Source organism: Staphylococcus sp. ACRSN, assembly GCF_022346615.1.
In the GTDB taxonomy this organism is placed as follows: domain Bacteria; phylum Bacillota; class Bacilli; order Staphylococcales; family Staphylococcaceae; genus Staphylococcus.
Genome location: NZ_JAKRNS010000001.1, coordinates 146,115 through 171,658, shown reverse-complemented (window position 1 = coordinate 171,658; position 25,544 = coordinate 146,115). Strand labels below are relative to the sequence as shown.

At 31.3% G+C, this 25,544-nt stretch carries 22 protein-coding genes; 6 read left to right on the top strand and 16 right to left on the bottom strand.

The window, feature by feature from the left end; all coding sequences use genetic code 11:
• The 3 genes from MHZ36_RS00820 to MHZ36_RS00810 form a co-directional block, all read right to left on the bottom strand.
• Positions 1-1,875: a BglG family transcription antiterminator gene (locus MHZ36_RS00820; RefSeq protein ID WP_239228988.1), complete on the bottom strand. Its 1,875-nt coding sequence runs from the start codon at positions 1,873-1,875 to the stop codon at positions 1-3.
• Positions 1,876-1,898: 23 nt separating this feature from the next.
• Positions 1,899-2,693, bottom strand: a complete 795-nt coding sequence (locus tag MHZ36_RS00815; RefSeq protein WP_239228987.1) for an SDR family oxidoreductase — start codon at positions 2,691-2,693, stop codon at positions 1,899-1,901.
• Positions 2,694-3,583: 890 nt separating this feature from the next.
• The gene (locus MHZ36_RS00810) at positions 3,584-4,501 is read right to left on the bottom strand and encodes a ketopantoate reductase family protein (RefSeq protein ID WP_239228986.1); all 918 of its coding nucleotides are present in this window, start codon (positions 4,499-4,501) and stop codon (positions 3,584-3,586) included.
• 142 nt (positions 4,502-4,643) lie between these two features.
• Between MHZ36_RS00810 and MHZ36_RS00805 the strand changes: the two genes are divergently transcribed.
• A complete protein-coding gene (locus MHZ36_RS00805) occupies positions 4,644-5,162 on the top strand; it encodes a TetR/AcrR family transcriptional regulator (protein ID WP_239228985.1) in 519 nt (172 codons plus the stop codon).
• Between the two features lie 229 nt (positions 5,163-5,391).
• On the opposite strand, the gene MHZ36_RS00800 is transcribed toward MHZ36_RS00805, so the two are convergent.
• Positions 5,392-6,069, bottom strand: a complete 678-nt coding sequence (locus MHZ36_RS00800; protein ID WP_239228984.1) for an SDR family NAD(P)-dependent oxidoreductase — start codon at positions 6,067-6,069, stop codon at positions 5,392-5,394.
• Positions 6,070-6,221: 152 nt separating this feature from the next.
• Between MHZ36_RS00800 and MHZ36_RS00795 the strand changes: the two genes are divergently transcribed.
• Positions 6,222-6,770 carry a TetR/AcrR family transcriptional regulator gene (locus MHZ36_RS00795; protein ID WP_239228983.1) on the top strand — a complete coding sequence of 183 codons (549 nt, stop codon included), beginning with the start codon at positions 6,222-6,224 and terminating at the stop codon, positions 6,768-6,770.
• A gap of 188 nt (positions 6,771-6,958) precedes the next feature.
• Here the strand turns inward: MHZ36_RS00795 and MHZ36_RS00790 are convergent, their stop codons facing one another.
• Both MHZ36_RS00790 and MHZ36_RS00785 read right to left on the bottom strand, forming a co-directional pair.
• On the bottom strand, positions 6,959-8,767 hold the full coding sequence (locus MHZ36_RS00790; protein ID WP_239228982.1) for a solute:sodium symporter family transporter: 1,809 nt from the start codon (positions 8,765-8,767) through the stop codon (positions 6,959-6,961).
• Between the two features lie 102 nt (positions 8,768-8,869).
• Positions 8,870-10,171, bottom strand: a complete 1,302-nt coding sequence (locus MHZ36_RS00785) for an LLM class flavin-dependent oxidoreductase (protein ID WP_343237194.1) — start codon at positions 10,169-10,171, stop codon at positions 8,870-8,872.
• Positions 10,172-10,448: 277 nt separating this feature from the next.
• On the opposite strand from MHZ36_RS00785, the gene MHZ36_RS00780 reads away from it, so the two are divergent.
• Positions 10,449-10,544, top strand: a complete 96-nt coding sequence (locus tag MHZ36_RS00780; protein WP_239228980.1) for a type I toxin-antitoxin system Fst family toxin — start codon at positions 10,449-10,451, stop codon at positions 10,542-10,544.
• 371 nt (positions 10,545-10,915) lie between these two features.
• Here the strand turns inward: MHZ36_RS00780 and isaB are convergent, their stop codons facing one another.
• From isaB to MHZ36_RS00765, 3 genes are all read right to left on the bottom strand, one after another.
• The gene (gene isaB / locus MHZ36_RS00775; RefSeq protein WP_239228979.1) at positions 10,916-11,500 is read right to left on the bottom strand and encodes an immunodominant staphylococcal antigen IsaB family protein; all 585 of its coding nucleotides are present in this window, start codon (positions 11,498-11,500) and stop codon (positions 10,916-10,918) included.
• 212 nt (positions 11,501-11,712) lie between these two features.
• Entirely contained in the window at positions 11,713-11,916 is a 204-nt protein-coding gene (locus MHZ36_RS00770; RefSeq protein WP_239228978.1) for an XRE family transcriptional regulator, read from the bottom strand.
• Positions 11,917-12,165: 249 nt separating this feature from the next.
• Positions 12,166-12,783, bottom strand: a complete 618-nt coding sequence (locus tag MHZ36_RS00765) for an aggregation-promoting factor C-terminal-like domain-containing protein (RefSeq protein WP_343237184.1) — start codon at positions 12,781-12,783, stop codon at positions 12,166-12,168.
• Between the two features lie 586 nt (positions 12,784-13,369).
• Here MHZ36_RS00765 and glpT point away from each other — a divergent pair.
• Positions 13,370-14,731 (top strand): glycerol-3-phosphate transporter, encoded by a 1,362-nt coding sequence (gene glpT, locus MHZ36_RS00760; protein WP_239228977.1) that lies wholly within the window; start codon positions 13,370-13,372, stop codon positions 14,729-14,731.
• A gap of 93 nt (positions 14,732-14,824) precedes the next feature.
• Complete coding sequence (locus MHZ36_RS00755; protein WP_239228976.1) at positions 14,825-15,610, top strand: arylamine N-acetyltransferase family protein; 786 nt, start codon at positions 14,825-14,827, stop codon at positions 15,608-15,610.
• A 90-nt stretch (positions 15,611-15,700) separates the two neighbouring features.
• On the opposite strand, the gene MHZ36_RS00750 is transcribed toward MHZ36_RS00755, so the two are convergent.
• Complete coding sequence (locus MHZ36_RS00750; protein WP_239228975.1) at positions 15,701-16,201, bottom strand: GNAT family N-acetyltransferase; 501 nt, start codon at positions 16,199-16,201, stop codon at positions 15,701-15,703.
• A gap of 332 nt (positions 16,202-16,533) precedes the next feature.
• Between MHZ36_RS00750 and MHZ36_RS00745 the strand changes: the two genes are divergently transcribed.
• The gene (locus MHZ36_RS00745) at positions 16,534-17,451 is read left to right on the top strand and encodes an AEC family transporter (RefSeq protein ID WP_239228974.1); all 918 of its coding nucleotides are present in this window, start codon (positions 16,534-16,536) and stop codon (positions 17,449-17,451) included.
• A gap of 17 nt (positions 17,452-17,468) precedes the next feature.
• Here MHZ36_RS00745 and MHZ36_RS00740 read toward each other — a convergent pair whose 3' ends face one another.
• The 6 genes from MHZ36_RS00740 to MHZ36_RS00715 form a co-directional block, all read right to left on the bottom strand.
• Complete coding sequence (locus tag MHZ36_RS00740; RefSeq protein WP_239228973.1) at positions 17,469-18,215, bottom strand: SDR family NAD(P)-dependent oxidoreductase; 747 nt, start codon at positions 18,213-18,215, stop codon at positions 17,469-17,471.
• Between the two features lie 279 nt (positions 18,216-18,494).
• Positions 18,495-19,478, bottom strand: coding sequence for an aldo/keto reductase (locus tag MHZ36_RS00735; protein WP_239228972.1), 984 nt, complete (start codon positions 19,476-19,478; stop codon positions 18,495-18,497).
• Positions 19,479-19,699: 221 nt separating this feature from the next.
• A complete protein-coding gene (locus MHZ36_RS00730) occupies positions 19,700-20,974 on the bottom strand; it encodes a hypothetical protein (protein ID WP_239228971.1) in 1,275 nt (424 codons plus the stop codon).
• A gap of 20 nt (positions 20,975-20,994) precedes the next feature.
• Complete coding sequence (locus MHZ36_RS00725; RefSeq protein ID WP_239228970.1) at positions 20,995-22,068, bottom strand: hypothetical protein; 1,074 nt, start codon at positions 22,066-22,068, stop codon at positions 20,995-20,997.
• Positions 22,069-22,313: 245 nt separating this feature from the next.
• Positions 22,314-23,888 carry a BCCT family transporter gene (locus tag MHZ36_RS00720; RefSeq protein WP_343237193.1) on the bottom strand — a complete coding sequence of 525 codons (1,575 nt, stop codon included), beginning with the start codon at positions 23,886-23,888 and terminating at the stop codon, positions 22,314-22,316.
• Entirely contained in the window at positions 23,884-25,197 is a 1,314-nt protein-coding gene (locus tag MHZ36_RS00715) for an NtaA/DmoA family FMN-dependent monooxygenase (protein WP_239228968.1), read from the bottom strand. The genes MHZ36_RS00720 and MHZ36_RS00715 overlap by 5 nt, the downstream gene beginning before the upstream one ends.
• Positions 25,198-25,544 lie beyond the last annotated feature (347 nt).

The following is a 25,544-nucleotide window of genomic DNA, read 5'->3' as shown; positions in this document are numbered from 1 at the left end:
TTATCCCTTCATTTCTTGATTTAATAATTGCGCAAATGCTTGGAAATTAGTGTCTTTAGATAACTTACTAATTAAATATGCATTATTAGAGATTGCCAAAACTTCTTCATAGACTCTAATAAGCAATGTTTCATTCACCATTTCATCGGGTGTGGCAACCAATATAACTATTTTTAAATTCGGATAATCAATGCATCCTTCATCTAATAAACCCACTTTAATACTGATTGTCGTACCTGAATGTGATGTATGTGGAAACCCCAAATGCTTATCAATTGTTGATTTATCTTGTTCTCTGATCATCAGTCTTTGTTTAAATTCAGAATCAACTTTTTCTTCAATCACTAATTTGTCCGCTAAATTTTCAATCAATGATTTATATGACCATTTTTTATTATAATGTTCAAAATCTTCAGAATTAATAAGGTCTACAATGACACTTTTATTAAAAACATTGTTGTGTTTTAAATCTTTATATATTAAAAACTGTTCAATTTTCAGCTTAAGTTGCTGCTCATCAAATACATTTTCTAAATATATTATTTTATTAAATAACCTATTTAGTCGAATAGTAGAAATTATTATCTCAAAGTCATTTACTGCAAATTCATCAAAATTTGATTGTTCAATTATAATAATCTTTACATCAGATCCAAAAATTTTCATAATATTGTTTTGTAATAATTTTTGAATACTTAGACCGAAATCAGTAATAATAGCAATTTTAGATATTGATTTTACTTCCCTTTCTATTTTCTCAAGATAGATACTAAAATAAATGGTAAGATAACTTAACTCCTCTTCAGAAACTTGTATTTGTATATATTTTGTTATATTTTCTCCTAATATTTTTGATAACTCAAAGGCAAATGGAAATCTTTCTTTCATATCATTAATACTTTCGTCATTAATATTTATATTAAATATAATGCGATTTATTAAGTATTTAATGTGTAGTCTAATGTCTTTTGTAAACAATCCATCATCTAACTCTAAACCATAGTATTCGTATACATCACCTATTGTTTCATCAATAATTGTTTGTATGACAGTAGCTTCAGAAGAAGTAATTAACTCATCTAAAATGGAAGCGCGTCGTCCCAGTAATGCTATTACAACGAGAATCATTTCTTTATTTACATCTATGTCTGTAAAGTGGTTACTTAAATAAGTTTTTATAAATGCTATATTATTGTAATCTTTTGAACTATACACATGATTATCAATATTTATGTCATCATCGATTTTAGAACCTTTCTCTAACCGATCAATTGTAGCTTTTATAGTTAATATTAATCTCTTATACGACTGTTCATCTAATTTAAGTGCTACTTTCAGATTTTCTAACTGTACAAGTAATTCATTATCAATATCTGTAGTACTGTATTGTTGATTGAAGTATTCAATTATCAATTTTCTAATATCATATTCCTTACCATCAATATACAAACCTACATTGGGTTTCCCAACAATCGACACTTTATACTTCTCAATAATCTGCTTCATCTCTTTCAACAAATTATTGATACTTGTTTTACTCATAAAGTTAAATTCAGCTAAGTCATCAATAGTAATTACATTTTGATTCAAAATTTGAAAGAAAATGTTTTCCATTTTATTAATTACATCATTTTGCGTTGATTTTGTTAATATATCAAATAATTTTAGAAACTTATTTTCGTCTTCAACATGTAGTATTAAATTATGATGTTGTTTAATAATACTCATCGATTTACTAAAATAGTCATTTATTTGTTTAACATAATTAAGTAACGTTTTTTCAGAAATATTTAATAAAAATGATACTTTTTCGATTGAAGTATGTGATTCAAGCAATATTTTAATTATCTGTATATGTTTTTTATTAAGCTTCATTATACTCCCCTAACTTTATGGGATTATCCTCGAGATTTGCCTCCTGAGATATTGATAGTGGTTCCAGTAATATAGTTAGATTTACTAGAACTTAAATAACACACTAAATCGGCTATTTCACTTAGTTTCCCTACCCTTTTTAATGGTATCGATTTCGAATAATCCCCATTTAGTTGATCAACAGTTATATTTCTACTATAAGCTAATGCACTTTCATATTCTGGTGTACGCAACCCAGTCTCTTCTATAATACCTGGCGCAATTGCAGTTACATTAATATTATGTTTCCCAAGCTCCTTTGCCCAACTCCTCGTCAAACCAATTAATGCAGCTTTGGTTGCTGAATATAAACTTTGACCTTCAGATCCTTCTTGTCCAGCTTCACTTGAAATATTAATTATCTTACCTGCTTGTTGTTTGATAAAATATTTAGCAACAGCCTGGCTAAACCATATTGGACCTTTCAAGTTCACATTAAACATAAAGTCCAAATCACGTTCATTAATTTCATATTCTGGATGTGTACCTTGAGTGTCTGATAATAATCTTGGCAAATTCACTCCGGCATTATTAATTAAAATATCTATTCTTTTTTCGTTATCGTATATTGATTTCACTGCTTCTTGAACTCTATTTTTATCTGTAACATCCACTTCGATAAAATTGTAGTGTTCATGAATTTCATCACTATTTTTCAAATCAGCGTTATAAACGATAGTGCCATTTGCTAATAATGATTTAACAATAACACTCCCTATGCCTGAACTACCACCTGTAATAATTACAACTTTGCTATCTATATCCAACCAATTAGACATTGTCCATCCTCCTATTTAGATGTTTCATTTATTACATTGTATTTGTATTCGCTTACATAATTAATACAATATTTTATGGCATTTTACGAAATTTGGTGAATAATTGCCTACCTATAAATCAAAAACCCCTCAAACTATAATCGAATGAGGGGTTTTGATGCTATAGTATTTCCCAAGAAATAATTTGTACAAATGAAATTTGCTGAATCATTCTCATTTTGAACCTTGAAATTTTCTTTCAATATAAATATAAAGTCTGCTAAATAATGCATTAAAGTACCTGCCACGACGGCAAGTAATACAAGAAGCCTTAAGCTAAAGTGTTCATACATATTTGTCACACTCCAAATAATGCAACATAAGCCTACTAGAATTCCATTTAGTTTGCTGCTTTTTATCGTACATATTAAAATATTTCTTCTTTTACGGTTCAATGGAGAATATTTACTAATGCGACTTATCTTTGGTTAGATTTTTGGTGAAATATTGAAAACTTGCCATTATTACTGCAAATATCAATGTACTTAATAGTACTTGCACAACATTGAACCCGCCTAAAAATAGAATATAACTTATGCTAGATAATACAAAAAATATAATGAAGTTAAGTACAAAAAACTTTAAGAAATACATTTATATTCCCAACCTTTTTATTTTTAAAATATCAATAATTTATATTATTAGCAATGCGCTTTTCCACTTAAATATTCATTTGAGTTTCTATAAAACGCTAATTTCTTCCAATTTTTGCTCTGAATTTATTGCTCATTCGTTAAGCATTTTCAAAATATTTTCATGCAGTTGTTCTATTTCATAAGAACTTATTACCTCACTTTGATAATCATAATTGGGATTTTCCCCCTTTGATAACTAAAAAAATCATTTTCTTACTATTCACTCACACTCATTGTTTGTTGATACAATGAGTCCAAATTGACAGTTGAAATAGCCGTATTGTTACTTAATTTTTTGAAATCCAAATATAAAGCATCTAATTCTTTTGTGGATCCTTTGGCCTGATATAACAGTCCTGATTTAAACAGTAATTTAATTAGGATAGCTGAAGTTCGTTTAAAATGCTTAAATAAAAATGCTGGCGCTTTAGGAATAAGAGCATATCCATTATTTTCTATTAATCGATATATTTCGTTATATGCTGCCACAGTTTCTTTTAACAACTTATTGTTCATACCATTTTGTTCTCTTACAACAGTTGCCATATTTAAAGGTAAAATAAATGCAGCATGAGACAATAACCATTCATCAAATTGCTTTTGATATGTCAATTTCATGCTTACATTTTCAAATGTATGGTCTAATACTTGATTCAACGTTTTACTTTGTTTTGAAAATCCAACTTTAAATTCACCTTTATTAAATCTCAGTACCGTTGCATAGTCGTCTATTTTTTCGCCACCTGTCATCAGAAATCCAAATCCTATATTTTTAACTACTGTAGATTCCTCTTCAACAGATTTATATAATGCTTGAGGATTTGCATTATTGCCTACAAACACAATATTTTTACTGTTATTTTTCGACAAACTAGGCACAACATTATAAAAGTCCGAATATTTCATTGTTACAAAAATAACATCATAAATATCATTTTCCTCTAATGAGTCAATTAAGTTAAAGTGATCATGCGTTACTTTGTTTTGTATCGTGTGTTTAAGTTTGATCCCATTTTCTTCTAAAATACGCTTCGTCTCATTTCTTGCAAATAAAGTTACGTCATTATTTGTACTGTTCAATGCATGTGCTAAAAATCTTCCTTGTACACCTGCTCCATATATTAATACTCTCATATCTAATTTCTCCTTTTAATAAACAGTTGTTCAATATCTTGAAGTTAACATCAATAATGTATATACTCAATAAACAAAATATACTATTTGGTGATTAATCAACAATTGGCCATTTTTGTTGAGTTAATCGAAAGGGTTTACTATGGATAAACGAAAAGAAAAATCACAAAAACTAATTTTAGAAACCTTTATGACACTATTAAAAAAGAAAGATTTTGACAAAATCTCAATGAATGACATTGCACAATTAGCTAATATTAACCGTGGTACTATCTACCTCAACTTTATGGACAAATACGATATTTTGAATCATGTCATAGATCACACGTTAAGTGAGGCCATTGAGAAATGTGAAACATATAAGCTCACTCCTGAAAATAATCAATTTATACTACAAGAAATTTTATATGAAATTGATAAACAGTATGAAGCATTGAAAATACTTATAGTTAAATCTGACTTAAACTTATTGAAAAAGTTATTATCTGATAAAGTGTTAAATAATCTAACTCGCCTTAATAATGAAATAACAGCACAATTTCTATCATCCGCGATAGTTGGAGTAATAATTTGGTGGATAGAGCAATCAAAACCATGTAGTATAAATGAATTAGCCGAGGAATTAACGGCATTATTAGAACCCTATATGGATAACTTATAAATTATTTTATGGTGATACTTCTCATCTATTTTTGTAAAACATATAAAAGAAAAAACACCTCCGTGTGATTCATTTTAAATGAATTCAGCGGAAGTGTTTTTATTGTTTTTATTTTATTCCCATTAGTGGGGTCCAGTTCCTTCAATAGAATTGGACATTTTTACTAATTATTATTTAACGTCTTAGTATATTTTGATTAATATAACAATAATATGAAGTTATTAACCAATTAAATCATATCAGACTTTTTAATGCCTTGTGGAAAAGTTTCTTCAAACTTTCCTTCTGTAGTATATAAATCATACCAAGCATCTGCAATTGTATCTGGATCACCTATGGTCCCAGGTTCAATCGCAGTTCCTATGGAAAGATGTCTTACAAAAATCCCCTTATCTTCCACTGAATTGTAGAGATTTTCAGCATAGCTTCTTAAACCAGAACCTATAACGCCCGCATTTCCAGCAAATGGTAACGGAAATATTGTAGCTACACCTGTTGTAAATAAAATTGACCCGCTACCTTTTTTTATCATATCCGGCAAAACTTCATTAACTAATTGAATTGATGGAAAGAGATAACTATTTAACATTTCCGAAACACTTTCTGGTGTTGTTTCTAATATATTGGTAAATTGGTGCTCCTTTGCATTTGGGCTAAACTCTATCACATCAATAGAACCAAAATCAGCTTTAATTGATTGGATCGCTTGCTTTAATGATTCTAAGTTCATAATATCTGCTACATATGTTTTTACTTCTATATTTAAGTTACTCAAATTTTCATGAATAATTTTTAATTTTTCAGCATTTCGTGAAATAGCTGCTACTTTAAAGCCTTCAGCTCCAAATTTCTTTGCTAAGGATAGACCTAATCCTGTACCTGCACCAACAATAGCAATTGTTTTCATTTTAATTCGCTCCTTTTCTATGCTAACTTAAAGCAATATAGTGTTGCTTTAATTAAAATATAAAGCTAAAGAAATGATATAACAATCAACAAAGTATACTTATTTGTTGCTATAGCAACAATTCACTTAAATTATTGGGGGAGAATATTCAAATGGCAGATAAAGTTAAAAATATAAGAATGACTCATACTAAACAATCCATAATTAACGCCTTTTTTGCATTAGTTAGTAAAAAAGATTTTGAGAAAATAACTATCGCCGATATTACAAACGGAGCTCAAGTGAACAGAGCAACATTTTATGCACATTTTGAAGATAAATATGCTTTGGTAGACTACATTGTAGAAGATTTTGCTACAGTGTCTTTTGAAAACCACATTCCAGATCCTATGATTTTTAATCAAGAAAATGTAAGTAACTTAATCCTTGCAGTTCATGATTTTTATCAAAAACCTAACGTTGAATGCCGGAGTAGCTATGCTGGATTAGCTTTACCTCAAATGAAAGAAAAAATATTAGATCAGTTAAATATCGTTTTAAAAAATAGTTTTAAAAATACTTACGCAAGTAATGATCAAGAAATATTTATCCCTATTTTCGCACAAATGATTCACGAAGCAGCTTTACAGATAGCTAATAATAATATGGAAAAAGAAGCGTTGGCTAAGAAAATCGCACTATTTATAATTGGAAGGTATTAATTTTAAATATCGTTCAAATATATATGCTTTAATTCCATAACTTAGCCCTTCCCTTCCATTTGACATAATTTCACTGTAAACGCTCACTTACGCTCTATTGAAATAAGCTGATTTCCAATAATAATTGCTACTTACTAAAATTTAGTGTCACACAAAAGCACTTATAACAATCTATTAACTTTACACAATTAAGTTAATTGCTTGTTTGCTTGGTTTTCTAATTCTTTATTATCATAGAATGGTTGGACAATTTCTTTGTTGTACTCATTTTTCAAGAAATATTCGTATTTAACACTCCAATATTTAATAGCTAAGTAATAACAACTAGCTACAATAATCATCAATAATACAACAGCTGGCCAAAACCATATTGATACAATGTTGTGAGCTGAAGCCAAACCTATTGGTGAAAATAAAATATAAGTGAAAACGATAGTGCCTAATAAAATGACAGTCACTGGAATCGTATATTTCCATGGTTTCATATCAATCTTTGCATTAGGTTTAAAAATAAATGGGTTCTCTAAAGGTTTAATTCTTCCTATAAGTAACATGATACTTATTTCAATTATAAATAAAAGCCCTTGTATATATATAAAATTAATTGGCATATTAATATTAAAAATCGTTGGTAGTCCCCATATCAATAAATAATATGTAATAACATGGGTAATTATTATTATTTTAGGAGCAATAGCGGGTACTTTTTTGGAAAAGATACCAACCAACACAATCGCAATAATAGGTATATTAAAGAAACCGGTAAACTCTCTAATAATTGTCCATAACCCTTTTGGCGCATTAATTAACATAGGCGAAATAAAGAATGTTACTAAAGCTAATATGATGCCAAACCATTGACTGACTCGTATCATTTGTTGATCTGTCGCATTTTTATTAATAAGTACTTTATATATATCATATACAAAAAGTGTAGACGCACTATTTAGCAATGCGTTAAAGCTTGAAAAAACAGCACCTAATAATACAGCTAGGAAAAAGCCATTTAAAAATGTAGGAAAAATATCTTTAACTAATGTAGGATAAGCCAAATCCATATTTTTCAAACCTGGTCCATATAAATGAAACGCAATGACGCCAGGAATCATCATTAAAAATGGTACTAATACTTTAAGAAACCCAGTAAATAATGCTCCCTTTTGTCCCTCTGCTAAATTTTTTGCTCCTAGTGTACGTTGAATCACATATTGATTAGTTCCCCAATAAAACAAATTAGCAAAAATAATACCAGTGAATATTGTCCCAAATGGCACATCGTCTTTGCTTGAACCAATCGCGCTCAATTTTTCAGGATGGTGTGTTGCAATGGTCTTCATTCCGGATAATAAATTACCATCACCTAAAGTGATAAATCCTAAAATTGGTACTAATATACCAACAATCAATAGCCCAATACCATTTAAAGTGTCTGAAATGGCAATTGCTTTTAACCCGCCTAAAATTGCGTATAGTGTACCTATTATGCCAATTAACCATACAATTGCCCATACAGATTGTTCAAAAGTAATACCAAATAAGTGAGGAATATCAAATATTTGTAAAACTGCAATAGATCCTGAATAAAGCACTGAAGGAATTGTTATAAAGCCGTATCCTACCATAAATAATAAAACAATTAATAAACGTGTTTGTTGGTCGAATCGATTGTTGATGAATTCTGGCAACGTCGTAAAGCCACCCCCTAAATATTTAGGTAGCAATATTGTTGCAAGAATAATAATCGAGACACCTGCAGTAACTTCCCACCCCATACTCGATAAATTATTCTTATATCCTTGTCCATTTAATCCTATCAATTGTTCTGCTGATAAATTAGTTAAAATCAATGCTCCAGCGATAAATCCCCCTGTTAAGCCTCTGCCGCCTAGGAAAAATCCATTCGAACTATTCACAGTATTTTTGGTTTTATAATATGAATACCATGCTACGATAAATAAGAAAAACGCACACGATATCAGTGTATATGCTATGTACATGTATATGCCTCCTATCAATTAGTAAATGATGCTTAAGTATTTTTTGAATATTCAGATATTTTTTAGGTGAATTGGTTTCTTCTATAATTATTTATAAATTGACTATTCAACCGTACTATAGTTGAAATTTAAACCTAATTTTTCACGTAAAGTTCCTGACTTATACTCCAATTGAATTAAATTTCTCTCTTGTAAAATAGGTATTACTTGTTCTATAAACAATTCAAATTGTGTAGGATTGAGAGGTGGCATAATATTAAATCCATCTGCGGCACCTTTTCGAAACCATTCTTCCATTTTGTCTGCAATATCAGTTGCTGTACCAATTACAATATGATGACCTCTTGCCCCTGCAACATGTTTCATTGCATCTTCCAAAGTAAATTGCTCTGATTTTGCAGTATCACTTATTAATTTCACACGACTTTGAATATTATTACCTTCTTGTAGTTCAATTTTTTCAAAAGGTGTTTTTAAGTCATAATTACTTAAATCTAAATCACCTAAATAAGAAGATAATAGTTCTAATCCTACTTCAGGCACTATTAATTCCTGTAACGCTTCATAATTATGTGCAGCTTCTTCCCGTGTATCACCAATTACTGGAAATATACCTGGCATAACGACTACTTCTTGCTGACTACCACGTTGATATTTAACATTACTTTTTAAATGTTTAGCAAATGCTATAGCATCATCTAGATTATTTTGTGCTGTAAAAACTACTTCTGCAAATTTTGATGCAAATTCAGTTCCTTTTTTTGAAGAACCAGCTTGTACTAACAATGGATAACCTTGTGGAGATGTTTCAATATTTAACGGGCCTTGAACAGAGTAAAATTTGCCTTCATAGTTGATTGGTTGTGGACCACTCTCATTTAAAAAATAACCTTTTTGCTGTTGTTCTTCAAAATGTACATCATTCCATGAATCCCAAAGTTGAGTAGATATTTGAATGAATTCCTCTGCTTGCTCATACCTCAAATCATGATCAATATTACTCGTTCCATTAAAATTTTTAGCTGTATCATTAATGCCTGATGTAACAATGTTCCAACCAGCTCTACCCCCACTTAGATGGTCTAGCGAAGATAAACTTCTTGCTAAAGAAAATGGCTCTGAAAATGTAGTTGAACCAGTTACAATTAATCCTAAATCCTTCGTATATGTACCAATGATAGACATGAGCGTTAAAGGTTCAAAACGACTCGCTACGTCAGGATGGGTTTTTTTATCTAGGTATAAAGCATCTGAAAAAAATAGAAAATCGAATTTCACTTCTTCAATAAGCTTTGCTTGCTCTATTATTTTTTCTAAGTTCATACCACCTCTTTTTAATGTTTCCGAATGTCTACAACTTGCTACATGATGACCAAATCCAGTAAAAAAATAGCCTAACTTCATTCTTTTCAAAATGATTCCCCCTTTAAATATATTATTCCGATTTGATTAGTAAGGATTATGTTAGCATGAGCTTATCACTTAGTCAATTTATTCTATAAAATTATTATTTATTATATGTAGTATATAGACTGTTTCTTATATTCTTATTCAAATATAACTATATTCCCATCATTTTCCACATCATATACGCTAATTTTTAATTTAACTACTATTATATACTTAAATCGTCGCCTATCCTCAGGCGTCAATTTGACGTAGAGAGGAAGGTGCACACAATTTGATTAAAGTTTTTGTAGACATCATAACCACAGCATTAAGTGGTTGTCTCGTTGCGCTATTTGCTTATTGGTTAGGCAATCGTAATGATAATTAAACGACTAACCACACCAAAAAAGGTCTGGGACATTAGTCTTTTATTTCATCATAAGACACTTCGTATTGTTTACGAGCCACCTGAGGGAGTAGGGTGAGTGTCGAGATCAAGGCTCAGCCCATCCCCCTAGGTAAGCGAGCAATAACAATACAAAGGTATTGATATAAATAACAAGCCCATCAAAGATCAAAATCTTTGATGGGCTTAATGCTGGTTATTTATGTCCCAGACTCTTTGGTGCACAGATGATTAAACGTTTTTGATAAGTGTATTATAACTCTATAACGAACGATGTGTAATATGAGTACATATAAGAAAATGAGTTAAGATAGGCGATACTATAGATTTCTTAACTAAATACCAAGTCATAATTATGAATGTATTTCAATCTCATATAAATAACCTTGTTTATCAAAATATACATTATAATAACTATCTTTTGTTTCATATCTAACAAAAGTACCTACATCTCCAGGGGTAGTTCCTTCGGTTAAAATATTATTACTCTTATGTGCTTGTTTAAATTCTTTCTTTGTTATTGTATCGGGTTTAGTATCAAATTCTATCATCGCAACTTCATCTTTATCATTAAAGTTAATCGTTGTATCATACACTGTTTTCGAATAATCATATCCTCCATTAGAATTTGGGTCTATTTTATAACCATTGATTGATACGTTTTCATATTTTAGTGCACGAACGAAGTTATAATCTTGTGTGAATGACGGATCATATGTCGTATAACCTTCATAGTTATACCATGGTGTTTCGGCTTTTAAATGAGTATCACCTTCAACATTACCATTGCTAGAACCACCTTCACCGTGTCCCCATTTTTGAACTTGCTCTGCTGCTTGTGCATCTTTACTATCACTTGTAATATATGCTGCTGATGAACCTACAATAAGTGTTGATATAACGACAGTTGCTGAAAGTACCTTCCCTACTTTACGCATAATAAATCACTCCCATTTTATATCATTTTATCAAAGTGTAATTATTCACTTTCATCATACACCTTTTTTGTATAATTTCAATAGAATATAAATTGTGATTTTATATCTAATCATAAAAATACCTCTCACTAGAATTAGTAAGAGGTATTTTTGGCATTAGAGATGTTTATAGGTTAAATATAATACCATCATAACTTAAAAAAATTAATTATTTACAAAAATGATAGCTTTTCTATCGGATACTCATAATAATCACACAATAGTTCTAAATCTTTCTGAGGAATTTGTTCATGTCCATTTTCCCAATTAATGATTTGATAGATTTCATAATTTTTTTCATACTTATCATTAAGTAAAATAACTAATCTCGAGATACTTAAATGTTTCTCTTCACGTAAGTTGGTTAATATTTCCATGTATATTCCTACCTTCTATCATATTTCATTTTATGAAATATTTTTTCTGAAGATAACACGAGATAGATAGGAGTACGAATTTCCGTAAATTAACCTAACATTTACTTGTAAAGTTTCCTTACATAAAAAACAGGTGAAGCTTCACTCAATTGTGAAGTTTCACCTGTTTTACTAAACTGGGAACTTTTTTATTATTTAACTTTTAATTAGACATATCATTTACTTTTTAAATTGCGGTTTGGATTGATCTTACCACCAACCGTTAGCTTCACGGAATTCAATGGCAGCTTCGATAGAACCATAGCGTTCTTTGGCATAATTAATCATACCTTTTGTTTGGGTAGCGACTGAACCCGTACCCCATGATTCTTTTGTTTGACCTAGTCCTTTATATCCTGATGAATTCACTGCATCTGGATCTCCACCTGATTCAGGTAATACAATGCTTTCCCATAATGCTTTCGTACCACCAGCAGCTAAAAATTGTTGATAAACTGAGCTTGTGCTATCACTGCTTGTTGTTGACGAATCTGATGAACTTGAAGTTGTGTTAGATGTTGATTGACTTGATTTTGTCGTTGAAGTCTTATCAGCATTTGTTTTGTCGTTTTGTTGATTTTGTGTCGTTGAAACTTGTTGTGTATTATATTGTTTATTATTGTCGTTGTTAAATTTAACTTGCTTTGGTTGATTGAATTTATGCTCACTTTGGCTGTGTTGTTGCGACATTTGTTGACCATGTTGTGATGCTTGTGGTTGACCATTTGGTCCACAGTTATTATTTTGTTCTGCCGCATGTGCACTTGTTCCTAATCCTGTAGCTCCTAATGAGATTGCTGCTATCGTAGTTAATAATGTTTTTCTCATAATTAAATCCTCCCAATGCCTATCAGTTTGAAAACTGGTAAGCAACAAAATTTCTAATTTGTAATTAGATTACATAAAATACTATAGCGTATAATTCGATTTCATAGGTTACAGCCTATTAATAAAATCGTTGCATAAGTTGTATAAATAAAGACAATTATTGCATTTCGATGTTGTTGTAGAGCCAATTTTGAAATATTTTCTACGACTTTGTACTTATATAGCACCCTCAATATGAAGGGGTTCTAGGCACTATCCTTTGTCTTTAAATTGCAACCAATTAGTTACAAAAGAAATTCAGTTGATACATTACAGTATAATAATATACTTATTAACTTCTTCTCTCCTATGAACTGTTAGAAATGTCCGTTAGATGTACTTCTACCTACTTTTTACTACATCATTCTAATCAAATTTTTATCTAGTGAATAACATTCATTATCTTTTTCAAATCATTTTCATTGTGCATTCTGAATTAATATTTATTAAAAGAAAAGTCAATATAGTGTTGTTAACGCTTACACATTCATATAAAATTAACATTAAATTAATAAGTTTTTTACAAAATTATATAGGAGGTCTACATATGTTTAATTTTTTAAAGCCTGCCCAACACATTGAGCCACTGCCAAATGAAAAGGTAGACGAAACATATAAACGCTTAAGGCTACAAGTTTTCATCGGTATTTTTCTAGGGTATGCAGGTTATTATTTATTAAGAAAAAACTTTTCACTGGCTATGCCATATTTAATTGATGAAGGTTTTAGTAAGTCCGGCCTTGGAATTGCCTTATCTGCAGTTTCAATTGCTTATGGTATTAGTAAATTTGTAATGGGTACCGTCAGTGATCGAAGTAATGCCAGAACATTTTTAACACTCGGTTTGATTTTAACGGCGGTTGTGAATTTACTATTAGGATTTATTCCAGCACTAACATCTAGTATTTTTATAATTTTTGTAATGATGTTTCTCAATGGTTGGTTCCAAGGCATGGGTTGGCCGCCTTCAGGTCGTGTACTTGTTCATTGGTATAGTGTTAGTGAACGTGGTAGTAAGACTGCCATTTGGAATGTAGCACATAATGTCGGTGGCGGTTTAATGGCACCACTAGCTTTATTCGGTGTGACATTGGTCGGCACATTTTCATTTGGTTATTTAAAAGGGTTTGAAGGTACCTTTATACTTCCAGCACTTGTAGCTATTGTAATTGCAATTATTGCATATATATTAATTAGAGATACTCCCCAATCTCAAGGCTTACCGCCTATCGAAGCATATAAAGACGACTATGATAATAAGTCTAAACAAACTTTAGAAACAGAGCTAACTACTAAAGAAATATTGTTCAAATATGTACTGAACAATAAATGGGTTTGGGCCATTGCTATCGCTAATATTTTTGTCTATTTTGTACGTTATGGCGTATTAGACTGGGCACCTACTTATTTAAGTGAAGAGAAAGATTTCAACTTAGAAGCATCTGGTTGGGCATATTTCTTATATGAATGGGCAGGTATACCAGGTACATTATTATGTGGGTATATTTCTGACAAAGTCTTTAAGGGACGTCGTGGTCCAGCTGGATTTATTTTTATGTTAGGTGTGACGATTGCCGTTGTAGTTTATTGGTTAAATCCACCAGGTAATCCATTAGTTGATAATATAGCGCTTATTGCTATTGGTTTCTTAATTTATGGGCCAGTAATGTTAATAGGCTTACAAGCTTTAGACTATGTTCCTAAGAAAGCAGCAGGTACTGCCGCAGGTTTAACTGGTTTGTTTGGTTATTTAGGTGGTGCTGTTATGGCAAATATTATCATGGGTCTGTTAGTTGATCACCTTGGTTGGGATGCTGGATTTATGTTACTTACTGTCATTAGTGTCTTAGCGATGATTAGCTTTACATTCACATGGAACAAACGTGGTCAAGAAACGGTTAAACACTAAGCATTTAGTTAAGCAATGTACTTTTCTTGTTAAATTTAATCATAGTTTTACAATATAAAGTGTAATCTATAAATAAAAAAGTGGGTTGTTTTTATGAATATTAAAAAACTAGAAAAGCATTTAAACATTGATACCAGTATATATCCAAAGCCTTCTGTTCACGCATTAAATTATTATATGCAACGCTTTATGTTTACAGTACCCTTCGAAAATATTGATGTTCAAAATGGTGTAGCAATTTCTGTGTCGATTGACGATATTTTTAATAAAGTGGTTAATCACCATCGCGGTGGTTTTTGTTACGAACTTAACAGCCTTTTCAAAGCATATCTTGAAGCCAAAGGGTTTACCGTTGATATGGTTTCTGCAACGATTCATATCCCTGGTGGTGGAAGAAGTTTAAAGGGGTCACATGTATCACTAATTGTAACAGTTGATGAGCAACGATACGTGACAGACGTTGGGTTTGGTGATTTGCCGATTCAGGCACTACCTATTTCCATAGAAGAAAATGAGCAAATTATCGATGATATCAATGGTCAATATCGTGCTATCACTACTGATAATCAAATAATTTATAGTCAAAAATTAATTAAAGGCTCCTGGGTTACACAGTATGAAGCTGACTTAATCGCAAAGTCTATTGAGACATTTAACTATAACATTGATTATAATCAGTACCATCCCGATTCAATTTTTGTTCAAAAATTGTTGATTACACAACCACAAGACTTTGGTCGAGCAACCATGTCGCACGAACAACTTACATTGACCAAAGGCCAACAGAAAGAAAAATATCCGGTAACTTCAAGTAACTATAAACAACTGCTACAAAAATATTTTAATTTAGATGTAACGATTAATAAATTAGAAAAATAACAAATAAAGAGGACACTCAAAGTTTTAAGTTTGAGTGTCCTCTTTATCTATACTGTAAATAATATAAAGCCTTGAAATTGTATTTATATTTTAGTATTCACTTTTAATGATAGCAAAAATCAACGTATCTCTATAACCATCTTCGATCACTTTGTCTTCACGTAACACTGCTTCATGCTTCATATTTGCTTTCTGTAACACGACACGTGCAGCAACATTTCTAGCATCTAATGAACCCCAAATTCGATTTAATTTCAGAACTTTAAAGCCATATTTAACCATTGTAGCAGCAATATCTGAAGCGATGCCTTGTTCCCAATAATCAGGATGTACAATAAAGCCTATTTCTGCACTTTTATTTTCATTATCAACTATGAGTTGAACGATACCAATAATTTTATCTGTATCTGGATTTATAATTACATTATAAATCCAGTTTTCTTCTTTTTCTAAAACTGAACTAATAAATTGTTCCGTTTCTTCATAGGTCGCAACATCCCATAATTGATATTTTGCCACCTCTGGATGCGCATATAATTCATATAATCCATGAACATCACTCGCCTGTAAATCTCTAGTATAAAAATCCATATTGTGCCACTCCTCAATTTATCTGTAATTACCTATTGTTTATAATGTGCTAAGCGGATTTAAAGCTAACCTTGTAAGTCATCCAACATCTCATTCACTACACTTTATTTTCAATTTTATTTAAATAGAAAAAATTAGATTTAATTTATATTGATAGTTACCAAGGTAAATAATAATTATAATTTTCAGATTAACATACAATCATCAAAGTTTAATACCTACAATTCATCTTTAAATTAAAAATTAATAAAATACTATTATAAAAGATTGTTTATTCTTATTATCTTAAAGTAATTTCATATGCTACATTATTACTAAAAGAGGTAATATCTATGTTTTTGTTCATCATACTAGAAGTACTTGTACCTATATTATTACTCATCCTCTTAGGTGTCGTACTTCAAATTAAATTTGAATTCGATTTACGTCAATTTTCTGCTTTAATTACCTATTGTTTGATGCCTGCTTCGGTATTCGTCAACATTTTAAATGTCGATATCAAGACAGATGTGTTACTACAAATCATTTATTATGTAATATTATATAGCTTCATATTAATCATTTTTAGTCACATTATCTGTAAATTTTTAAAGTTAGAACCTGGGCAAGATGCCGCACTAAAAAATAGTATTTCATTGATGAATTCGGGGAATTACGGTTTGCCAGTAAGCAACTTAATCTTTAGTCATAATCCTATTGGCGTTTCCATACAAGTATTTATCCTCATTTTCCAAAATTTATTGACGTATACTTATGGTATTTATAATATCCTTTCAACAACGAAAACCATTAAAGAAATTATTATTTCCTTTTTACGCTTACCTGTATTTCATGCATTGATATTAGGTATTATTTTCAATTTCTTTAAATTATCTCTTCCTAAGCCAATACTGTTACCATTAAACCACCTTGCAGATGCATTTATTGCCATTGCTTTAATCGTATTAGGTGCACAACTCGCTAAAATCAAAATTAATTTCTTTCAGCGTGTTATCACGTGGTCACTTGTTGGTCGTTTAATCATTGGACCGGCACTTTCTTTGGCGCTCATTTATTTATTGCGTATAGATGGTGTCGTTGCACAATCCTTATTTATTGCGAGTTCGTTTCCAACTTCGAGAAACACCTCAACAATCGCAATGGAGTATCAGGTAGAACCAGAACTACATGCACAAATCGTACTTTTTTCAACGCTGCTAAGTGCTCTAACTGTAACGACTGTGATTTACTTCTCATATATTCTGTTCTAACTCAATGTTAGAACAGTTTATTTATGGTCTTTTGTCCCTAATGTCATACCGCCGTCTACTACTATTTCTGCTCCCGTACAATATGCACTTTCTTCAGAAGCGAGGAATGCGACTGCTTGTGCAATATCCATCGGTTGGCCGATTCTCTTTAGTGGTATATGCTCATAAAAATCCAGTCCTTCACTACTATCAGAGAACATCCCTGTATTCACCCCACCTGGATGTACCATGTTCACACGTACACCATACTCTCCAAGCTCCATGGCTGCCGCTTTTGACATCGTTGTCACCGCAGCCTTAGTTGAAGCATACAGTGAAGAGGCTTGAATAGGTGAAAATGAAGAAATAGATACAGTATTTATAATGGAACCTGATAGTTGTACTTTCATTTGTTTGGCAACATGTTGCATACCCAAAAATGTACCGATTTGATTCGTTTGAATCAATTGTTTGTATGAAGCCAATGTTGTCTCTAAAAATGACTTATTCAAATAAATTCCAGCATTATTAACAAGAATATCTATCTTCCCAAATGTTTTTACTGTTTTTTGTATAGCATATTTCCAGTCATCCTCATCAGTTACATTTAATTGAATCGATAAAGCTTCATTATCTAACGTTTCTTCAACATCTATCGCATCTCTTAAATTACGTGCTCCCACTACAACATTGGCACCTAATGCGTCAAAGTGCTGAGCAATAACCTTTCCTTGTCCTCGATTGGCACCCGTAATTAACGCAACTTTCTTTGTTAAATCCGGCATAAACATCCCCCTTGAACGTTCTGTTAATTATCAAAAGTATAACAAACAATAATTATATTTACTCGTATTTATAATTATGTATAGAATTAATCTTTTTAGGAATCTAAATATAATAAGTGTGATAAATAGTCCTACTGGGTCACATGTTCACGTATCATCATTCGTATTTAATAAGCATTATAAAACGCAAAAAATCCATCGATTTAAATAAACCGATAGATTTCATGATTCAATAATGCTTTGGGGGATGAGTTTATCCAATCGCTTCACTCTGCTATATTAATATACACCTCTAATGTGTTCTGCTACCTCATCTTGATAAAACTGTCTCAATTGTTCATGCTCTGCTTCAGAAAATGATTGTGTATTTAATGTTTCTATATTGCCTTTAACTTGCTCTAAATTTTTAAAGCCTGGTATCACGGCAGTAACGGCTTCATGGTCAAGAATCCAACGCAGTGCTGCATTTGTCATTGATGGTCGATCATCAGCAATCCATCTTAATTGATCTGCTAACTCAACACCTTTTCTTAATCCAAGACCAGCAAACGTCTCTCCCACATTAAATGATTCACCATTTTCATTAAAATTACGATGATCGTCCGCTTCAAATGTACTATCGACAGTAAATTTACCTGTTAACAATCCACTTGCTAATGGTAAGCGCGTAAGTATACCAACACCTTGTTGATGCGCTTCAGAAAGCAAGCGCTCCAATGGTTTTTGTCGGAATATATTAAAGATGATTTGTAGACTTTCTACATTAGGATACTGTAAACAAATCAGTCCTTCCTCAACTGATTCTACACTCACACCATAGTGCTTAATTTTCCCTTCTGCTTTCAATTGATCTAGAACTTTAAAGACACTACCTTTTCTTAAAATTTCAGTTGCAGGACAGTGAATTTGAAATAAATCAATAGACTTTCTATTTAAACGGCGTAAGCTATCCTCACAATACGCATTAACCTTTTCATAAGTGTAATTATTTGGATCTGCAATATCTCCTTGTCTACAAAACTTTGTGGCTATATAGATTTCGTCTTCTTTTCCTTTTGTTGCTTGTGCTAATAACTCCTCACTATGACCATCGCCATAGACATCTGCAGTGTCAAAGAAATTCACCCCTTGCTCAATGGCATACTCAAGTGACTCTAAAGCAGCTTCATCATTTGTTTTTCCCCATGCTCCACCGATGGCCCAAGTTCCAAAACTTACCTCACTAATTTTCATACCTGTCTTTCCTAGTTCACGATATTGCATTTTATTTAACCCCTTTTCCTTTGAAAGTCAATTTATGAAATAGATGCTGAAAATATCTAGTAACTGAATACCTACTGCAGATTACAGCCCACACATAAAGTGTTTTTTGTCCGTACAACCCATAAATTTAATCCGATTATATCAATAAATATTACAATGACAAATGAAATTGCTTTGAGTACTGAATATAAAAAAATAACCTATTGGACTGAACCAATAGATTAATAATACAGTTTACTTTCTACTCCATATTCTATCGATAATTCACTTAGTAGATGTGCAATTTCATTTTCTAGCACTGCAGTTTCACAGTTTCTTATAAAATTCATACACAAATAATTATTATAACTAATAATTCCACAGTTATAAGGAGTCTTTGATCTAGTGTTTAATATACAATCAAACCGTTGGATATATTTTTTCATTGAATCAGGCATTTCCACTATACCCAAATTAGATACAGTTAATGCTGTAGACTTTTCACTTGTTTTAAATGCATATCTTAATACCTTTTCCTTTAAAGGTAATGGTATTATTTTCACTAATGAATTATTTTGTATTTTAACATTTTTTTCAATTCTAGTTTCTAAATTCTCTTTTTTCAAACCTTGTTTCATTTGGTTTTCTATCGAACAAATAATATCACTAAATGCAGATTTTGATTGATTTGGATCAATTTCGGGCTTAATATAAAACACAAAGTTTCGCAATGTATTTTTACCAAATATATTGCGTAAATCTATTGGTAAAAACAGTTTAACTGTTTTTTGTTCTTTCATGTCCATTTCTGCTCGTTGTATGTTTATTATAGATTTAGCAATAATAGATGTTATAAGCACAGTTAAGCTAACATTGTAACTTTTAGCTACTGGTTTTATCTTATTTATATCAAAATTGAAATTAGTCAGACTTAGATGAGTGTCATTTTTACTTTTAAATTGAAATATATTATTCTTAGTTTCTTTGATATTGGACGAAGGGCTATCCGCAATTATTTCCTTATATTCATCTCTAAGTTCACTTTGTAAAGGTGAATCTTCCACATTTAAAATGTCCCAAGTTTCTAATTTTTCTACATTTATATTTTCTTTAAGTTTAAGATACTCAAATAATAGGGACTTTAAAAAAATAACTCCCCCTTTACCATCTGTTATTGAATGGAACAATTCTACAATTATTGATTTATCTGAATACATTACGCGTGTAGCACAACGTTCAATTTCTTCTTTTGACATTGGTTTTAATAAATATTTCTCTTTTGAGACAACAGGGTATGACGTAACCGCTTTTTGATAATACCAAAGCCAGCCTTTGTGTATACTTGCTATAATAGTTGGAAATCTATGCGTTATATTATATAAAGCCTTTTGTAAAATATGCGGATTAACCACATCATTTAAATTCACCGATAGTCTAAATATGTTTGACCAATCATTATTCTTTGAAGCCATATGTATTAAAGCTGTATTATCTAGTTTTATTTTTTGGTTATTCAAAATATATCGTTACTCCTCTTCTATATATCTTTAAAGTTAATTTCATAACAAAATTCTAATTTCCTATAGTAGTCATTTTCTACAAAATCTGTTGGTTTTACTTTTGTATTTACTGATTTAAAATAAGCTAAACCACCCACTTGAAGTATGCTATATATAAATTGAGAGCAAAACATAATATTAGGTCTGATGGAAACTTTTGTAATTAAACCGACCAAATTATATGCACTACCCGTTTCATTGATTTCTTTTATTTTTTCTATAATACGTTTTTTATTTTCTACTGGGGCATTTATTTTATATACCATAATACTTGCATCATCTTTTTTATGAAATGAATTTAACTGTTCCTGATTCAAACCTGGTAACGTCACATTTTCTCCGCCGTTATAACTGATAGTTGTTCGTAAATCTTTATCAAAACTTAAAGAAACATGATTATATGCTTTTTTAGTAAATAATGAAATCAATTCACTTGCCGAACTTCCTGTACTAGATAAGACAATATATATATTTTCATCAGATAAGCTTTTTTCACATTCTTCAAAATATGTTTCACTCAGACTACCCTTACTTAGGTATTTAAAATAACTATGTCTTGGTATATCCTGAGCAATTTCAGTTATATTGTCCTTAGACAAAACCACTTTCCCTTTGTTCAAATTATTTCTAAAATCATTTTTCCTTCTATTTATTACAGTCAACATATCAAATGTTATATTAGAATTTTCACTTATATTGAATTGATGCTCTAGCCTATACAAATAATGAATATAACGAATAAAATATGGTAAAAAGATGGCTATAATACCTATTATTTTTTTTATAAGTGTTACTAACCACAAGTCATCATTTAGAAAAACCGCATTATTAATATATATTTGTTGTAATACTAATATTAGAATATATATCCCACTAAATATGAACTTTATTTTTAATTTGAATTTAGAAAAAAGTGTATGTATCAATAATAGTGCTGCTGTCAAAGCATAAATAATCACATAAATAACAGGTGTATTGGCAAAAACCAAAAAAACAAATAATAAAAATACTAATAGTTGAATCGCTATTTTATAATGCTTTTGTATTTCCATTTTAATTCTCCTTAGTTTCCAGTTAAAAGGTTCTGTAATTTTTAATATATAACATATCGTAAATTTCACTTCTGTGAATTCAAGTTATTTCCATTCTATATATAATAACAAATACATAAATCTTATGCCCTCATAAACATTATAATGACAAACGAAATTACTTTATTCGATTTATATAAAAAATAACCTATTGGACTGAACCAATAGGTTACTAATACAGTTGAAACATATCAACAATGCTTTGTTTAATCTTTACTAATTATCTTCTCTTTATGCTTTTTAGGTTGTTTTTCAGGAACGAGATTTTGTGCAACTGCTAATTTATGCGCAATCTTAGGTGCTGTCCATACCACTGGTAACATGATAATAGATATCGGTACCGCGGTGACTATGATAAAGGACTGAATCGCATCAATACTGCCTTCACCTATATTTATTAATATAATAGAAATGACTGCCATTATCGCTACCCAAAATACTCGAACCATCTTAGGTGGATCTCCCTCACCAGTAACAGACATCGAAATTGAAAACGACATTGTATCTGCCGTTGTGATGACGAATATAAGCGTTAAGATCAACAATACGATAACTAAAACAGTACCCAATGGTAAGTGATTCGCTATTGAAATAACCGCTGCAGGCAAGCCTTTTTCAGATAATGGATTACTTATAGCGCCACTATCTTTAGTTTCATAAAATAACCCACTACCGCCCAGAATCGTAAACCAAACATGTGATACAACACTCGCAACGATTGATACTAAAATAAATATCTCTCGAATTGTACGTCCTTTTGACACACGAGCAACTAACATACCCATTAATGGTCCATAACCAATAAACCAACCAAAGAAGAACAACATCCATGAGCCAGCCCATTTATTATCTCCTCTAAATGTACTTATTTCTAAAAACTTCGTTAAGTACACACCATACGATGAAATCAGAGTATCTATAATAAATCTACCGGGACCAATTAACAAGATAAAGACTGCTACGCCAATTGCTAACCAAACATTTAATTTACTAAGAAATTGGATTCCTTTTTCAATTCCTGTAGTAGCAGAAATCGTAACGATAATCATTAAACCTACCACAGAACATACTTGTGTCATCAAATTATCTGGAACGCCTAAAATGCTATGTAACCAATAACTAAATTGGAAACCAAAGAAACCAATCGTTCCGATTGTACCAGCAACGGCACCTAGAATACAAAACACGTCGATGACTGACCCTGTATAATTTCGTTCAATTTTATCACCAAATATTGGATAAAGTAATGTACGTGGTCTTAATTTCAAACCTTTATTATAATGTGCATACATAATGACAATGCCACTGACTGCACCATAAACTGCCCACGCTGTAAAGCCCCATGAAGTAAATGACTGTGCCATTGCAGCAGGAACTGCAGCCATACTTTTATCTTTGATGCCACCACCCATAGTTGGTGGTACATCAATAAAATAATACATCGGTTCAGCTGCTGCCCAGAAAATAGCTCCTGCGCCTAATCCTGATGTAATAACAATTGCGGCCCATTTAAAATAACTCATTTCCGGTTCAGTAGCATTACCTAAACGAACATTTCCATATTTTGAAAATGCTAAAAATAATCCTACTGCAAATGTAGCTAATAATAATATTTGCCAAAATGCTCCAAAATAAGTGATTGATAATTGAAATCCTGACTTAACTACGTGTGTTGTTGCTTCGGTAAACAATGATGACATAATAACAAATAATACAAGTATGCCACCACTAACGGTAAATACTGGCCAATCTATTTTATCTTTCCAATTTGAAAATTTAATGTGAAGTTACCTCTCTTTTTATACGTTCTCTTAATGTTTTCTCAGTATACTCAGTTCTAAAAATGCCTCTTTCTTGTAATATAGGAATCACTTTATTAACAAAAGCTTCAAACATATCAGGATATGTTGGTGGCATTAGGATAAAACCATCACAGCTACCACTTTCAAACCACGTTTGCATCATATCCGCAACCATTGTTGGATCACCAACAATCGTCTTATGTCCCATCCATGTATCTACGCGTGTAATTAAATCTCTAAATGTTAATCGTTCAACCTCCACTGCTCGTTGTATCGCTTGATAACGTGCTTTCGACCCAACCTTTACGGTTAATGCTTCATAAGGAGGCAATTGAGGGACTGGTCCATCCAATTGCCACGTTGTTGTATCTTGACCGATACTTTGTTCTATTTGTTGAATTTTCTTATCCATATCAGTATATGCATTTAATTGCGCAGCTTTTTGCTCAGCTTCTTCGATTGTATCAGCAACATACACCGATAATCCTGGTAATACCAATGGACTATCTACATTACTATCGAGTTGTGCTACTCGCTGCTCTATGTCTTCTTTAAATTGCTTCGCATCTTCTTGATTCCAAGCAATAGAAAAAATCATATCCACATGTTGTGCTGCCAACTTTCGACCTGGTAGCGATGTACCAGCTTGGCACAATACTGGATAGACTTGAGGGCTTGAAGGTAAATTAATCGGTCCTTTGACTTGAAAATACTGACCATGATGATTAATCTCTTGAACAAGTGAAAAATCAATACCTTTACCTGTCGCTCTATTATGAATTAATGCTTTATAGTCAAATGACTGCCATAACTTTTTCAACACAGTAACAAATTCTTCCGCTCGTGCATACCTTTGCTCCAAAGGCGGCAACACTTCCATTGAATGATTCTGACCTTCAATATCAAGTTGCGAGGTTACTATATTGAGTCCCGCTCTACCATTACTAATGTGATCTAGACTACCTAGTAGCCGAGCCACATTGTAAGGATCATAGAATGTAGTCGAAATCGTACCAATTAAACCAATATGCTTCGTGACTTGAGAAATCGCCGTTAAAGCTGTGATTGGTTCTAAAAAATATGATAAATGACCTGTCTGTTCACCTGATATATATTGTCCGTCTGCCAAAAATATTGCATCTAGACAGCCACGTTCTGCAATTTGCGCTATTTCTTGTTGGTATCCAATAGAACCGATTTGTTCAATTTTCGAATCATCTAACCTCCAAGATGCTGGGTGCAAACCAGTACTATATACAAGTGAAGCCAAATGCATTTGCTTCTTCATAATAACCTCCTGATTGGGTCACAAATTAAAAAACTTACGTATTAGTGTAACAAACTTATATAGACTAATGACGAGTTATTTAAAAATAAATTAATTTTTTTAAAAACAAAATTTAATTGTAAGCGTAATCATTATAAAGATTACAAAAACTAAATATTTATACATTTTTTTGAAAAACAAGACTTCCGGATGTCTTATATTTTAAAGATATAAGTCGGTTTTTTCTGAAAATAAATAACCTCCAGCTAAATAGAATTTACCGGAGGTTTTTGCTTTGAAATTTAATTGTTATGTATATGCGTATTTGATACTGTCGTCGACTTCTTATAATGATGTTCAATAATACC

What these genes read in the sequence shown, in the direction of transcription:
- MHZ36_RS00820 (WP_239228988.1), bottom strand. Translation starts at nt 1,875, where the DNA reads ATGAAGCTTAATAAAAAACATATACAGATAATTAAAATATTGCTTGAA.
- MHZ36_RS00815 (WP_239228987.1), bottom strand. Translation starts at nt 2,693, where the DNA reads ATGTCTAATTGGTTGGATATAGATAGCAAAGTTGTAATTATTACAGGT.
- MHZ36_RS00810 (WP_239228986.1), bottom strand. Translation starts at nt 4,501, where the DNA reads ATGAGAGTATTAATATATGGAGCAGGTGTACAAGGAAGATTTTTAGCA.
- MHZ36_RS00805 (WP_239228985.1), top strand. Translation starts at nt 4,644, where the DNA reads ATGGATAAACGAAAAGAAAAATCACAAAAACTAATTTTAGAAACCTTT.
- MHZ36_RS00800 (WP_239228984.1), bottom strand. Translation starts at nt 6,069, where the DNA reads ATGAAAACAATTGCTATTGTTGGTGCAGGTACAGGATTAGGTCTATCC.
- MHZ36_RS00795 (WP_239228983.1), top strand. Translation starts at nt 6,222, where the DNA reads ATGGCAGATAAAGTTAAAAATATAAGAATGACTCATACTAAACAATCC.
- MHZ36_RS00790 (WP_239228982.1), bottom strand. Translation starts at nt 8,767, where the DNA reads ATGTACATAGCATATACACTGATATCGTGTGCGTTTTTCTTATTTATC.
- MHZ36_RS00785 (WP_343237194.1), bottom strand. Translation starts at nt 10,171, where the DNA reads ATGAAGTTAGGCTATTTTTTTACTGGATTTGGTCATCATGTAGCAAGT.
- isaB (WP_239228979.1), bottom strand. Translation starts at nt 11,500, where the DNA reads ATGCGTAAAGTAGGGAAGGTACTTTCAGCAACTGTCGTTATATCAACA.
- MHZ36_RS00770 (WP_239228978.1), bottom strand. Translation starts at nt 11,916, where the DNA reads ATGGAAATATTAACCAACTTACGTGAAGAGAAACATTTAAGTATCTCG.
- MHZ36_RS00765 (WP_343237184.1), bottom strand. Translation starts at nt 12,783, where the DNA reads ATGAGAAAAACATTATTAACTACGATAGCAGCAATCTCATTAGGAGCT.
- glpT (WP_239228977.1), top strand. Translation starts at nt 13,370, where the DNA reads ATGTTTAATTTTTTAAAGCCTGCCCAACACATTGAGCCACTGCCAAAT.
- MHZ36_RS00755 (WP_239228976.1), top strand. Translation starts at nt 14,825, where the DNA reads ATGAATATTAAAAAACTAGAAAAGCATTTAAACATTGATACCAGTATA.
- MHZ36_RS00750 (WP_239228975.1), bottom strand. Translation starts at nt 16,201, where the DNA reads ATGGATTTTTATACTAGAGATTTACAGGCGAGTGATGTTCATGGATTA.
- MHZ36_RS00745 (WP_239228974.1), top strand. Translation starts at nt 16,534, where the DNA reads ATGTTTTTGTTCATCATACTAGAAGTACTTGTACCTATATTATTACTC.
- MHZ36_RS00740 (WP_239228973.1), bottom strand. Translation starts at nt 18,215, where the DNA reads ATGCCGGATTTAACAAAGAAAGTTGCGTTAATTACGGGTGCCAATCGA.
- MHZ36_RS00735 (WP_239228972.1), bottom strand. Translation starts at nt 19,478, where the DNA reads ATGCAATATCGTGAACTAGGAAAGACAGGTATGAAAATTAGTGAGGTA.
- MHZ36_RS00725 (WP_239228970.1), bottom strand. Translation starts at nt 22,068, where the DNA reads ATGGAAATACAAAAGCATTATAAAATAGCGATTCAACTATTAGTATTT.
- MHZ36_RS00715 (WP_239228968.1), bottom strand. Translation starts at nt 25,197, where the DNA reads ATGAAGAAGCAAATGCATTTGGCTTCACTTGTATATAGTACTGGTTTG.